Genomic DNA, 12,521 nt, shown 5'->3' on the forward strand with positions numbered 1-12,521 from the left:
CCCGGCTCGCCCGTTCGCCGCTGCCCGGCTGGGGTACCTCACCTCGGTCCGCATCGTCGCCGGGCCGGGCCATCCGTTAACGTGGCCAGCCATGGGTATCGTCGGAGTGGGGATCGACCTGGTCTCCATCCCTGATTTCGCCGAGCAGGTCGACCAGCCGGGCACGGTGTTCGCCGAGACGTTCACCCCCGGTGAGCGGCGTGACGCCTCCGACAAGAGTTCGTCGGCGGCCCGACACTTGGCGGCCCGCTGGGCCGCCAAGGAGGCGGTGATCAAGGCGTGGTCCGGGTCGCGGTTCGCTCAGCGGCCCGTGTTGCCGGAGGACATTCACCGTGACATCGAGGTGGTGACCGATATGTGGGGGCGACCACGGGTCCGGCTGACCGGCGCCATCGCCGACTATTTGGCCGACGTGACGATCCATGTGTCGCTGACCCATGAAGGGGATACCGCGGCCGCGGTGGCCATTCTCGAAAGCCCCTGATCCGCGCGCCCTTGCCTCGCCGGCAGACGTGACTCGAGGGCTTCTCGTCAATCGGTGTGGCGGACGTTTGCCACCTACATTTCGGTCGCGCGCTCGGGAAGTCTGGGGGTCGCCGGTCCGGCGACATCGACCGTCCCACAACGGACTTCGAGGCGCCCAGGCGCTCCTGGCCGGCCGCGGACACCCGACGACCCGTGCGTGCCAGAGCGCCGTCGTCGGATCTCTGATGGGCCGCTCCAGTCGTTGCACCTTCCTCATCTGCCCCAGGCGTATCCGGTACTGCCGACATACAACGCGCCCACCTACCAGCGACAACCGCGGTTGTCGCGCGAAGCCGGGCACGTCGCACCTCCCTGCCGTGCCGCAACGCGTGAGGTCGCTGAGACGACAGGGAAAGCCCTTGGAGCGCAGTGGGAGTCCGACGGGGTCGCGTAGTACCGCTGATCGGCGTGACAGACACGCCAGGAGGGAAGGGCCCGACCTTGATCGCGGGCGCGAAGTGGGTGAGTACGAGGGCATGAGAGGGCCTGCTCGGTCCAATCCAGAAGCGGGGACGCAACCTGCGCCCCGGCCAGGCCGATCAGCGGACGGAGCAGTGATTCAACGATCATGGCCTGCATCGCCTGCGAGGCACCAATCCGCTACCGGGAGGCTGTGTAACCATGCCAAGAAGATCATCGGAAAGCCGTGTGCGGCAACCGCACGCACGGATTGAAAGGGGGAAGGGGAAACAGGCTCAACGAGCACTGCACCCCGACTACCAATGACAGATCTCGTTGAGCGGGTGCGCGAGGTGTTGCCGTCGGTTCGGCGTGATCTGGAGGATCTGGTGCGGATCGAATCGGTATGGGCCGACCCGGCTCGTCGCGGCGAGGTCCACCACAGCGCACGGGCCGTCGCGGAGCTGTTGTCGCGGGCCGGTTTTGACGACGTACGGATCGTCAGCGAGGGCGGTGCGCCGGCGGTCATCGCGCGCTACCCGGCGCCCCCGGGAGCACCCACCGTGCTGCTGTACGCCCACCACGACGTCCAGCCCGAAGGAGACCGCGGGCAGTGGGTGTCGCCGCCTTTCGAGCCGACGGAGCGCGACGGCCGACTCTACGGGCGCGGCACCGCCGACGACAAGGCCGGCATCGCAACCCATCTGGCGGCATTCCGGGCACACGGCGGCCGGCCGCCGGTGGGCGTGACGGTTTTCGTCGAGGGCGAAGAAGAATCCGGATCACCGTCGCTGGGCCGAATACTTGCCGCCCATCGCGATGCGCTGGCCGCCGACGTGATCGTCATCGCCGATTCGGACAATTGGAGCACCGACATCCCGGCGTTGACGGTGTCGCTACGCGGAATGGCCGACTGCGTGGTCGAGGTCGCCACCCTCGACCACGGGCTGCACTCCGGTTTGTGGGGCGGTGTTGTTCCCGACGCCTTGAGCGCGCTGGTGCGGCTGCTGGCCAGTTTGCACGACGACGACGGCAACGTAGCGGTGCCCGGCCTGCACGAAAGTACCGCAGCGCCCGTGGATTACCCTCCCGAACGGGTGCGCGCCGACTCCGGCCTGCTCGACGGGGTGTCGGAGATCGGCTCGGGCTCGGTGCCGCAGCGGCTATGGGCCAAACCGGCCATCACCGTGATCGGCATCGACACCACATCGGTTGCGGCGGCGTCGAACACGCTGATCCCACGGGCCCGGGCCAAGATCAGTATCCGGGTGGCGCCCGGCGGCGACGCGGTGGCCCACCTGGACGCGCTGGAAGCCCATCTGCGGCGGCACGTCCCGTGGGGCGCCCAGGTCACTGTCACCCGCGGCGAGGTCGGTCAGCCCTACGCCATCGAGGCAAGCGGCCCGGTCTATGACGCCGCACGGGCGGCGTTTCGCTGCGCGTGGGGCGCGGAGCCGATCGACATGGGCATGGGTGGATCGATTCCGTTCATCGCCGAGTTCGCCGCCGCGTTCCCCACGGCCACGATCCTGGTCACCGGGGTGGAGGATCCCGCGACCCAAGCGCACAGCATCAACGAGAGCCTGCATCTGGGGGTGCTGGAACGGGCCGCGGCCGCCGAGGCGCTGCTGCTGGCGAATCTGGCCTGATCACGCCGACAGGTCGCGGCGAAGTTTGGCGACGTGGCCGGTCGCCCGGACGTTGTACTGGGCGACGGCGATGTTGCCCTTTTCGTCGACGACGAAGGTGGACCGGATCACTCCCTGAACGGTCTTGCCGTACATCTGCTTCTCGCCGTAGGCGCCCCAGGCTGTCAGCACTGTGCGGTCGGGGTCGGACAGCAGCGGGAACGTCAGGCCCTCGGCGTCGCGGAACTTGGCCAGCTTCGCCGGCGGGTCGGGAGAGATGCCCACGACATCGAAGCCGGCCGCGTTGAGGTCGTGCAGGTTGTCCCGAAAGTCGCAGGCCTGCTTGGTACATCCGGGCGTCGAAGCCGCCGGGTAGAAGTACACCACGACGCGGCGCCCCTGGTAGTCGGCCAGTGATACCTCGTTGCCGTCGGCGTCGGGCAGGCGGAACGCGGGGGCTTTGTCGCCGGGGGCCAGCCGCGTGGTCTCGGTCAACGCATGTCCTTTCTGATCACCGGAGCACCGGGGTCGGTGCCGGCTGATCTAGGGTAGTTCGGGCGGCTGCATCGGCCAGCGAGTGGGCGACTGGAGGACTTGGAGGACAGCACGTGGTGGACCGCGATCCCGACACCATCAAGCAGGAGATCGACCAAGCCCGCGACCAACTGGCGGCGACCATCGATTCCCTTGCCGAGCGTGCCAACCCGCGCCGTCTCGCCGACGACGTCAAGGCCCGGGTGATCGCATTCCTCAACAAGCCCATCGTGACGGTGTCACTGGTCGGGATCGGTTCGGTGGTCGTCGTCGTCGTGATCCACCGGATCAGGACCCGGTGATCTGTGGCCCTGTTCCGGTGTCGCGGCTGACCGATGCTGGCGCGGAGTGGCGGAACCGCCGCGAGGTGGGAGTGGCTGGGCAATGGTGCGCCGTCAGGGTTTCGAACCCCGGACCCGCTGATTAAGAGTCAGCTGCTCTACCAACTGAGCTAACGGCGCTGAGCAAGGCCAACGACCCTGTTTGCGACAATAACAGGCAACCGGTCGCGGCGCGAAATCCCCAACCCTAGGACATTTTGAGCCGTCCTGGCGGAATGTACTGGCTCCGGGTGAGCTGCGGCACGGGGAGCGCCCAACTCCCCACCTTTTCCGTGGCGGAGGCGGGCGAGGCACTACAATACGGGAAACAATCCAGGGTCAGCGGTGACCAAAGCTAGCGACTTGATCTGGAAGGTCACTTGATGACGCCTTTGCACAGACGTCGATCATGGCTGGCTGCGGTCATGGTGCCGGTTGCTGTGTTGGCCGTTGCCTGCAGCAGCGGCGGCGGGCTGCCCGCCCCGCCGAAGGTCATCGTCAACAAGGGCACGCCGTTCGCCGATCTGTTGGTGCCGAAGCTCACCGCCTCGGTCACCGACGGCGCCGTCGGTGTCACCGTGGATGCCCCGGTGACCGTGGGCGTTGCCGACGGCGTGCTGGCGGCGGTCACCATGGTCAACGACAACGGCAGGGCGGTCGCCGGGCAGCTCAGCCCGGACGGTCTGCACTGGTCGACCACCGAGCAGCTGGGCTACAACAGGCGCTACACGCTGAACGTGAAGGCGCTCGGACTCGGTGGCGCGGCGACCCGCCAGATGACTTTTCAGACCAGCTCGCCGGCGCATCTGACGATGCCCTACGTCATGCCCGGCGATGGCGAGGTGGTGGGTGTCGGCGAGCCGGTGGCGATTCGGTTCGACGAGAACATCGCCAACCGCGCGGCCGCCGAGAAGGCCATCGTCATCACCACCAACCCGCCCGTGGAGGGCGCGTTCTACTGGCTGAACAGTCGTGAAGTCCGTTGGCGCCCTGAACATTTCTGGAAGCCCGGCACGGCCGTGGATGTGGCGGTGAACACCTACGGCGTTGACCTTGGCGAAGGCATGTTCGGCGAGGACAACGTGCAGACGCATTTCACCATCGGTGACGAGGTGATCGCCACCGCCGACGACAACACCAAGATGCTGACCGTGCGCGTTAACGGTGAAGTCGTCAAGACCATGCCGACGTCCATGGGCAAGGACAGCACCCCGACGGCCAACGGCATCTACATCGTCGGCTCCCGGTTCAAGCACATCATCATGGACTCGTCCACCTATGGCGTACCCGTCAACTCGCCCAACGGATATCGCACCGATGTGGATTGGGCCACACAGATCTCCTACAGCGGCGTCTTCGTGCACTCGGCGCCCTGGTCGGTGGGCGCCCAGGGCCACACCAACACCAGCCACGGTTGCCTCAATGTCAGCCCGAGCAACGCGCAGTGGTTCTACGACCACGTCAAGCGCGGCGACATCGTCGAGGTCATCAACACGGTGGGCGGCACGCTGCCCGGGACAGACGGGCTGGGTGACTGGAACATCCCGTGGGACCAGTGGCGCGCCGGTAACGCCAACGCGTGAGCGCGCTGCCGGGAACGCCAAACAACCGTCGCCGGGCGCTGCGGGGGAGCGGTTAACCGGCGAACTGTTCGCCATCGCTTGCCGATCCGCTTGGGTCACTCAATCGATGGGGCGTACCGGGTCGGCTCTCGACAACGCGGCCGCGGAACCGGTCAACTCGACTCTGGAATGGGAATTGTTGCGCAACAACCACTTCCACACACGCCATTCCACGAACGGCATGCTCAGGCCCGTCGACTACGAAAAAGGAGGCGGCTTCGCCGCCGCTGTCCTGCCCGCCGAGCGCCCCGGCAGGCTACCGGGCCGCCCCTCCGGCCTCAAGGGTCGCTACCGCGATCGCTACACGACGGGCCTACGGCCCGCCCTTGACCCGGAGCCGCTACGGCCCCTTCCCGCACAGCGGCACGGGGGCAGGAGCAACGGCCCCTGCCCGCCAGACCGCGCCACGGCGCCCGGCTCCGATCAAGATCAAATCCCTACAATCAAGTCTCTACGGTTACAGGGGATGGATTGCCTACCACCACCGGCCACGCGCTCAAAGTAGGTGAGGCACGCCGCGGACTTTGAACGCTTCCGGGCGGTGGTGTAGCTTCGATGGGCACGACATCTCGGGGCTATGGCGCAGCTGGTAGCGCACCACACTGGCAGTGTGGGGGTCAGGGGTTCGAGTCCCCTTAGCTCCACCGGGGAAGACGCGGTGCCTAACAGGCTACTCGCAGCCGTCCGGCGACAGTTTTTACGCCGTGGTGCGGCTCTCACGCTGACATCGGGTCCCGCATGGGGGTGCGGTGTTCAGGTGGCTGATGCTTTGAGTTCGAGTTTGATCCCGCGAAGAGCGCGGCAAACCTTGTCAAGCACGGCATCGACGTCACCGAGGCGCAGATACTGTGGCGGGATACGCATCGGATCGAGGTCCCGGCACGGACGACAGCTGAGCCGAGGTGGATGGTGATCGGTGAGATCGGCGGCCGGGTTTGGTCGGCGGCGGGGACCTATCGTGACGAACACGTCCGGATCATCGCGGTACGCCCGTCCCGAGAGCGCGAGGTGGCACTTTATGAAGGCTAAGGAATTCGACGGGAGGTTCGACGCCGGTGAGGACATGGCGGCCGCTTTGGATACGGCGCGGGCGCGCCGCCCCGGCGAGGAACACCGTCGGGTGAACGGTGACTTCCCGGCTTGGATGATCGCCGAACTCGACCGCGAGGCAACCCGCCTCGGAGTCACTCGCCAGTCACTCATCAAGGTCTGGACCGCCGAGAAACTCGACCAAGGCAGTCACCCCGCCGCTTGAGCTGACCTGACGACAATTTCGACGACAGGAACCTGTGACCATGGCCTATCCCAACGTCCGTTCGGCGTGTCCTGGTGGCGTCGTGAGCCGTTTGGTCACCTTGTCATCCGGCTGCGATCCCTCGGGGAAGTGAAGTAGATACCGTTCCAGGACCGCGGTTTCGGCCTCGGAACATGTCAAGGCCGGTGAGACAGTTTCTTACGCGGATTTGATGAGTGCTTCGGGGGTTGGTTGGTTGATCCAGGCAACGGTAGGCAGTTTCGGTGGGGTGGGCCGCTGGTGCCGGAATCTGGCGGGGTTGGCGGCGTAGGCGGCGTCCAGCGTGGCGGCGCGTTGGGCCTGGATCTCGGTGGCGGTGCCGTAGTGCACTGACGCGGCCGTGTGCAGGCCGATCCCGGAATGGCGATGCACGTGGTTGTAGTAGTCGAAGAACACGGTACAGAAGGCGCGGGCGTCTTCGATGGAGCCGAACCGGCCGGGGAAGGCGGGGCAGTATTTGAGGGTCTTGAAGTTGGCCTCCGAGTAGGGGTTGTCGTTGGACACGTGCGGGCGGGAGTGGCTGCGGTCCACGCCCAGGTCGACCAGCAGTTGGGCGACCGGCTTGGAGGTCATCGAGGTGCCCCGGTCGGCGTGCAGGGTCAGCTGGTCGGGTTCGATGTCGTGGGTGGCCAGTGTGGCGTCGATGAACTCCTTGGCGAGTTCGCCGGTCTCGGTGGCGGTGACGGTCCAGCCGACGACATAGCGAGTAGATGTCGATGATCACGTACAGCTGGTAGTAGATACCACGTTGCGGCCCTTGTAGTTTGGTGATGTCCCACGACCACACTTGGTTCGGTGCGGTGGCGATCAGCTCGGGTTTCTTCTTCGCCGGGTGGGTGCGTTGGCGGCGCCGCTCGCGGTTCTCCCCGGCGATCGCCAGCAGCCGGTACATCGTGCGGATCGAGCACAAGTAGATGCCGTCGTCGAGCAGCCGCGCCACACCTGCGCCGGCGCCAGGTCGCAGTACTCGGGCGAGCGCAGCACCGACAGCACGTGTTGGCGTTCGGCCTCGGATAACTTGTTCGCCGGTTCCGGTCGCGGCGGCGCAGCTGGACGGGGCTTGGGATTGCGGCGGCGGTACACGGTGGCCCGCGACGCGCCGAGCAGCGCACACGCCCGCTTCGTGCTGGTCGCCGCCGCCAGATTGGGCAGGTGCTCGTCGATCACGGCTTGGACTTCGGATCGAGTCCGCGCTCTCGGAGCATCTCCAGAGCGCGTGCGCTTTCCCGTGATCTCCAAGGCCAACTTGGTGCGTTCCAGCTCGGCTTCGAGCAGCTCGTTGCGCCGCCGCAGCTTCTCCAACTCGATCTGTTCGGCCGTGCGTTTCGGTTTCTTCCCTCTGGGCGCCAGGCCTTTCCGGGCGCCGGCGTCGCGGGCCTTGCGCCATTCGGCGATGTGCGAGCTGTACAGGCCCTCTCGCCGCAGCAACGCGCCGCGCCGCTCCGAGCCAGCCGGTAACGCGTCGTACTCGTCGAGAATGCGGGCCTTGTACTCGGCGGTGAACGTGCGCCGCCGTGCCCGGGCGCCCGGATCCCGCGTGCCCTCCACCACGCCAGTATCGGCGCGACTGTCCAAAGATGCGATCGTCATAGTCACGTGGAATAGTGATCCTGTCTCGCCCTGCAGCGATGATCGGCTACTGCCGCTGTCTCACCTAACCCTGGCACACAGGGCCTCGCGGCGGCCGAGTTGGCGCAGAATCACCGCGGCGTCCAGCGACTGGGTTGTCACCGAGGCGCCGCACGAATACGACTGCGACCCCGAGTTGCAGGATCTGCTCGCGCGTGCCTGCACATCGCCGTGGGGTCGATCTCGAGTTATACAACGCGGTTCTCGACGCCTGTGAGCTGATCTTCCGCATGCCCGGGCAGGCGCAGGCGCTGTCGACGGCGATCACCACCAAGGACGGCGTCCGCATGCGGCTGCCGGTTCCCGGCCATCCGACCGTACGCAGTTCTTCTGGTCGACTGAGGGCCCACGCATCGAGGTCGTGTTTCCGCACCCGTAGTCAGTGAGGTCGATGTCGGCGCGGCCGTCGTCGATGTCCCATTCGGGGCTTGCCTCACCAGTTCGTCAAGGTCCGTAACGACCTGGGACCGGATCGCGCGGAACCTGTCGACCGCGGCGGCCACGTCAGGGTCGGTTCACTGCCAATCGCTCGCTTGCTGGCCGGTCGTGGTATTCCGGTGTGCCTCCCGGGCTCACATGCGGGTTCCAGCTTCTCCCAGCGGCCCGGCTGGGACGCCCACGTGCCGTCGCGCCTGAAGTGGTCCAGTCGAGAACGGGTACTCTCGGTCAGCTCCGCGAGCCAACCAGCCTGCCGATCGCGTCGGCAAGCGCATCGGCACCCAGCGGGGTACCGGTGATCAGCGCGTGCAGCATGGCGCCGTCGAGAAACACCGTGACCGCCTCGGCGGCTCGCCGGCCGACGCGCGGTGCCAGCAGCGCCGCCAGACCGTCCGGCCACAGTCGGGCCAGCGGCTGCAACTCCGGTCGATGGGTCGCCGCGAGGTACAACTCGTTGAGCGTGCGGTTTCGGCCGGGGTCGCCGAGGTAGTCGGCGCTGAGCCGAGCGAGGGTTGCCGGCAGGTCGGCGGCCTCGTCAAGATCGAGACGCCACCGCTCCAAGTAGCCGGCCGAAGCGGTTGCCGCCTGCGCGAGTGCGGCTTCGCGCAGCGCGCCGAGGTCGTTGAAATAGTAGGTCGTCGACCCGACGGGAACATTCGCCTCCGCGGCCACCCGGCGGTGAGTCAGCTTGCCGAGGCCTTCGCGGGCGATCACCCGCCCGGCCGCTTCGACGATCGCCTGCCGGCGGCCGGCGGGGTCACGCGGACGGCGGTCGGACATCGGGGTCAATGGGCACCGGCCAGGTTCAACGTGAGCACGCCGACGACGATCAGCCCGACGCCGGCGACCTTGGTCATGGTCAGCGGTGAGCCGAGGAACGCCACGGCAATGACCACGATGGCGGCGGTGCCGATCGCCGACCACAGCGCGTAGGCGACGTCCGTCGGCACGCCGCGCGAGATCGACAGCGCCAAGAGTGCGAAGGAGACGGCGTAACCGGCCAGGCAGATGGCGGTAGGCCATGGCCGAGCAAAGCCCTGCGTGCTCTTGAGCAGGCTGGTCGCCACCACCTCCGCGGCGATCGCGCAGAGAAGAAATAGGTAAGTCAAGGTGCGCTCCATGCGTACGAATGTAAATGTACAAATGTACACTACACTACCCAGGTTCCCGATAGTCAAGGTGATGGATGCCGCGGCGAAAGCACCGACGCAGTTGCTCGACCGGCGCGCAGCAGCTGGTCCGGCTCGAGGCAGTTCAACGCGTCTGCCAACGCCGGCGGCTCACCGCCGGACCCGCGGCACCTGTGGCCAGCTTCGCCAGTCACGATGAACACCGGCGATCGGCCTGATCCCGTCAACGTGAACACCGTCGCGTCAGCACGCACACCCACCACGGTTGTTCGTGCTCACCGAAAGTGACGCTCTCATACTCATTTTGACTGCCGGGCAACACCTGAACAGCAGATGCGCCTTCATGCGTTTCACTTCACGCGCATCGGAGACCCGCCACCACCGGGGTTGCCAGAGGTCTTCATGACAGTCGACGATTGCAGCTAGCTCCCGCGGCGTAGTTCCGATGTCAACGGTGCCGGATTCGTGAGGGCCTCTATTCGCTGATCCCGCTCGCATCTGACCGAGAAGCGGCGCGCCCAAAGGACATTTACGTTGATCGCATGTCATGCCTAGGCATACGCCAGCGTATATCGGATGTAAATCGGCTGGACACCGTTTATGAGAATGCTGTGGTTCCAATTATGCATATCCGATGTTGCTGAAATCTGAGTATTCTGCTCTGTGGCGTGAGTTCGACGCCCCGCCGATGTGTGAGTTGTCATGTCCGCAAGATAGTCTGAGAAAGGCCAGACAAATATGGGTGTCTTTTCGCAGTCGATGGCTTTAAGGCGTCTGGGCAAACTCGAATTCTCGGATCATCGCTAACAACCCCACACGGTCGTGTCCGTCAGCGGGCACAGGTCATCCTGCGTTGACATTTGAAATATTCATGGGCATCGCAGGAGTGAAGCAATATCGCTGATTGCTCGTTCGCTGAGGATAGCGGCTCGCGGTTGCTTTGGTTTAAGAATGGGAGGCGTATTGACACTGGGTGCGGTGTATCCGGAAGTTGTGCCTGCTGGGCTTGGGCAGGCGTTGTTGGAGCGCGCTCGTTTTGATTGTGGTCCGGTGTTGCGTCGGGCTGTTGAGTCTATGGATGAGCCGATGGCGACGATGGCGGGTTATCACCTTGGCTGGTGGAACGCCGATGGCTCCAAAGGGGGGGGATCGTCGGGCAAGTTTTTGCGTGCCGCTCTTGTGTTTGCCGCGGCCGGGGCGTGCGGCGGTGATGTCGGTGATGCCGTGTTGGTGGCCGCGGCCGTGGAGTTGGTGCATAACTTCACGTTGGTGCATGACGATGTGATGGATGGGGATGCGACTCGCAGGGGCCGGCCGACGGTGTGGAGTGTGTGGGGTGTCGATGGCGCGATCCTGTTGGGCGATGCGTTGCACGCTGCGGCGGTTGGGATTTTGAGTGAGTTGAGCGATGAGTGTGTGGCGATCAGGGCGATCGCGCGGTTGCAGAAGTCCTGTTTGGAGTTGTGTGGCGGCCAGTTTGCGGATTGTTCTTTGCAGGGGCGTTTGGACGTTACGGTCGATGATTATTTGCGGATGGCTGCGGGCAAGACGGCTGCTCTGACAGGTTGTTGTTGCGCGTTAGGAGCTTTGGCCGCCAACGCCGACGGCGAGACGATTGCTGCGTTGGAAGGGTTTGGCCGTGAGTTGGGTCTTGCGTTTCAGTGTGTGGATGATCTGATCGGTATCTGGGGTGATCCTGGTGTGACGGGAAAGCCTGTGGGCAACGATATTGCGCGGCGCAAGGCGACCTTGCCGGTAGTTGCCGCACTGAACTCGCGATCCGACGCGGCCGCTGAGTTGGCGGCCCTCTATCAAGCGACTGTCGCGATGACAGCTTGCGATGTCGAACGGGCCGCCGCGCTTGTCGAGGTCGCGGGGGGCCGGCGTGTCGCTCAGCGATGCGCTGATGAACGCATGCGGGCCGCTATTGCGGCACTGCCTGATGCGCTGAGATCCCCGGATCTGATCGCGTTGTCGCAATTGATTTGCCGCCGGGAACGTTGATGGTCGGGGCGTTGGTCGGACCGATCGCGCAGGGATGCACTTCTGGTGAAGTCAGGGTGCTGTTGGCTTCGCCGCGTTCGTTTTGTGCGGGTGTTGAGCGTGCTATCGAAACGGTCAAGCGGGTGCTTGATGTGGCCGAAGGTCCGGTGTATGTGCGCAAGCAGATCGTGCATAACGCCGTTGTGGTCGCCGAATTGCGGCAACGAGGCGCGATTTTCGTCGAGGATCTCGATGAGATTCCCGATCCGGCGCCGCCGGGCGCGGTGGTGGTGTTCTCCGCGCATGGGGTTTCCCCGGCGGTGCGTGCGGGCGCTGATGAGCGGGGGCTGCAGGTCATCGACGCGACCTGCCCACTTGTTGCGAAGGTCCACGCTGAAGCCGCACGGTTTGCCGCGCGCGGTGACACGGTGGTCTTGATCGGGCACGCCGGACATGAGGAGACCGAAGGCACCCTTGGGGTCGCTCCGGGGTCAACACTCTTGGTCCAAACACCCGCCGATGTGGCGGCGTTGGATCTGCCCGAGGGTACCCAGGTGTCGTATCTGACCCAGACAACCCTGGCGCTTGATGAAACCGCCGATGTCATCGACGCGCTGCGCGCGAGGTTTCCCGCGTTGGGCCAACCACCCTCAGAAGACATCTGCTATGCCACCACCAACAGACAGCGTGCGCTGCAATCGATCGTTGGTGAGTGTGACGTCATTCTGGTGATCGGCTCGCGTAATTCGTCGAATTCGCGGCGTCTGGTCGAGCTCGCGCAGCGACGCGGTACGCCCGCGTACTTGATCGATGGTCCTGCTGACATTGAGCCCGAATGGCTGCTCTCGGTCTCGACCATCGGTGTCACTGCGGGAGCATCCGCGCCGCCACGACTGGTAGGACAGGTCATCGATGCTCTTCGCGCATACGCCTCGATCACTGTGGTGGAACGCTCGATTGCGACCGAGACGGTGCGATTCGCCCTGCCCAAACGGGTTCGCGCGCAATGACAACCGCGG

General features: G+C 65.4%; 10 protein-coding genes, 2 tRNA genes and 2 pseudogenes. 9 read left to right on the top strand and 5 right to left on the bottom strand.

Annotation, left to right across the window (positions count from 1 at the left end; all coding sequences use genetic code 11):
- The first annotated feature begins 91 nt into the window (after positions 1–91).
- Together acpS and G6N20_RS02945 are read left to right on the top strand one after the other, a co-directional pair.
- Positions 92–484: a holo-ACP synthase AcpS gene (gene acpS / locus G6N20_RS02940; protein WP_083051554.1), complete on the top strand. Its 393-nt coding sequence runs from the start codon at positions 92–94 to the stop codon at positions 482–484.
- A gap of 763 nt (positions 485–1,247) precedes the next feature.
- Positions 1,248–2,596, top strand: a pseudogene (locus G6N20_RS02945) (M20/M25/M40 family metallo-hydrolase); the annotation flags it as partial.
- Here the strand turns inward: G6N20_RS02945 and bcp are convergent.
- On the bottom strand, positions 2,574–3,047 hold the full coding sequence (bcp, locus tag G6N20_RS02950) for a thioredoxin-dependent thiol peroxidase (protein WP_083051548.1): 474 nt from the start codon (positions 3,045–3,047) through the stop codon (positions 2,574–2,576). The pseudogene G6N20_RS02945 and the gene bcp overlap by 23 nt on opposite strands.
- 113 nt (positions 3,048–3,160) lie before the next feature.
- Between bcp and G6N20_RS02955 the strand changes: the two genes are divergently transcribed.
- Positions 3,161–3,388, top strand: coding sequence for a DUF3618 domain-containing protein (locus G6N20_RS02955; protein ID WP_083051545.1), 228 nt, complete (start codon positions 3,161–3,163; stop codon positions 3,386–3,388).
- A gap of 83 nt (positions 3,389–3,471) precedes the next feature.
- Here the strand turns inward: G6N20_RS02955 and G6N20_RS02960 are convergent.
- Positions 3,472–3,547: transfer RNA gene (locus tag G6N20_RS02960), tRNA-Lys, on the bottom strand.
- A gap of 242 nt (positions 3,548–3,789) precedes the next feature.
- On the opposite strand from G6N20_RS02960, the gene G6N20_RS02965 reads away from it, so the two are divergent.
- The 4 genes from G6N20_RS02965 to brnA all read left to right on the top strand — a co-directional run bounded on the left by G6N20_RS02965 (position 3,790) and on the right by brnA (position 6,283).
- Positions 3,790–4,989 (top strand): L,D-transpeptidase, encoded by a 1,200-nt coding sequence (locus G6N20_RS02965; protein WP_083051542.1) that lies wholly within the window; start codon positions 3,790–3,792, stop codon positions 4,987–4,989.
- Positions 4,990–5,599: 610 nt separating this feature from the next.
- A tRNA-Ala gene (locus tag G6N20_RS02970) sits at positions 5,600–5,672 on the top strand.
- A 178-nt stretch (positions 5,673–5,850) separates the two neighbouring features.
- Positions 5,851–6,057: a BrnT family toxin gene (locus tag G6N20_RS22100; RefSeq protein WP_083051539.1), complete on the top strand. Its 207-nt coding sequence runs from the start codon at positions 5,851–5,853 to the stop codon at positions 6,055–6,057.
- Positions 6,047–6,283 carry a type II toxin-antitoxin system BrnA family antitoxin gene (gene brnA / locus G6N20_RS02980; protein ID WP_083051536.1) on the top strand — a complete coding sequence of 79 codons (237 nt, stop codon included), beginning with the start codon at positions 6,047–6,049 and terminating at the stop codon, positions 6,281–6,283. The genes G6N20_RS22100 and brnA overlap by 11 nt, the downstream gene beginning before the upstream one ends.
- Before the next feature lie 198 nt (positions 6,284–6,481).
- On the opposite strand, the pseudogene G6N20_RS02985 reads toward brnA, so the two are convergent.
- The 3 genes and pseudogenes from G6N20_RS02985 to G6N20_RS02995 all read right to left on the bottom strand — a co-directional run bounded on the left by G6N20_RS02985 (position 6,482) and on the right by G6N20_RS02995 (position 9,498).
- Positions 6,482–7,912 (bottom strand): annotated as a pseudogene (locus tag G6N20_RS02985) (IS3 family transposase).
- A 705-nt stretch (positions 7,913–8,617) separates the two neighbouring features.
- The gene (locus G6N20_RS02990; RefSeq protein WP_083049645.1) at positions 8,618–9,178 is read right to left on the bottom strand and encodes a TetR/AcrR family transcriptional regulator; all 561 of its coding nucleotides are present in this window, start codon (positions 9,176–9,178) and stop codon (positions 8,618–8,620) included.
- Entirely contained in the window at positions 9,175–9,498 is a 324-nt protein-coding gene (locus tag G6N20_RS02995) for a DMT family transporter (RefSeq protein ID WP_083049663.1), read from the bottom strand. The genes G6N20_RS02990 and G6N20_RS02995 overlap by 4 nt, the downstream gene beginning before the upstream one ends.
- Before the next feature lie 972 nt (positions 9,499–10,470).
- Here G6N20_RS02995 and idsB point away from each other — a divergent pair.
- On the top strand, positions 10,471–11,523 hold the full coding sequence (gene idsB / locus G6N20_RS03000) for a geranylgeranyl diphosphate synthase IdsB (RefSeq protein WP_083049641.1): 1,053 nt from the start codon (positions 10,471–10,473) through the stop codon (positions 11,521–11,523).
- On the top strand, positions 11,523–12,512 hold the full coding sequence (gene ispH / locus G6N20_RS03005; protein ID WP_083049638.1) for a 4-hydroxy-3-methylbut-2-enyl diphosphate reductase: 990 nt from the start codon (positions 11,523–11,525) through the stop codon (positions 12,510–12,512). Before idsB ends, ispH begins: the two co-directional genes overlap by 1 nt.
- Positions 12,513–12,521: the final 9 nt, after the last annotated feature.

The organism is Mycobacterium shinjukuense (genome assembly GCF_010730055.1).
GTDB lineage: Bacteria > Actinomycetota > Actinomycetes > Mycobacteriales > Mycobacteriaceae > Mycobacterium > Mycobacterium shinjukuense.

What these genes read in the sequence shown, in the direction of transcription:
- idsB (WP_083049641.1), top strand. Translation starts at nt 10,471, where the DNA reads ATGGGAGGCGTATTGACACTGGGTGCGGTGTATCCGGAAGTTGTGCCT.
- G6N20_RS02965 (WP_083051542.1), top strand. Translation starts at nt 3,790, where the DNA reads ATGACGCCTTTGCACAGACGTCGATCATGGCTGGCTGCGGTCATGGTG.
- ispH (WP_083049638.1), top strand. Translation starts at nt 11,523, where the DNA reads ATGGTCGGGGCGTTGGTCGGACCGATCGCGCAGGGATGCACTTCTGGT.
- acpS (WP_083051554.1), top strand. Translation starts at nt 92, where the DNA reads ATGGGTATCGTCGGAGTGGGGATCGACCTGGTCTCCATCCCTGATTTC.
- brnA (WP_083051536.1), top strand. Translation starts at nt 6,047, where the DNA reads ATGAAGGCTAAGGAATTCGACGGGAGGTTCGACGCCGGTGAGGACATG.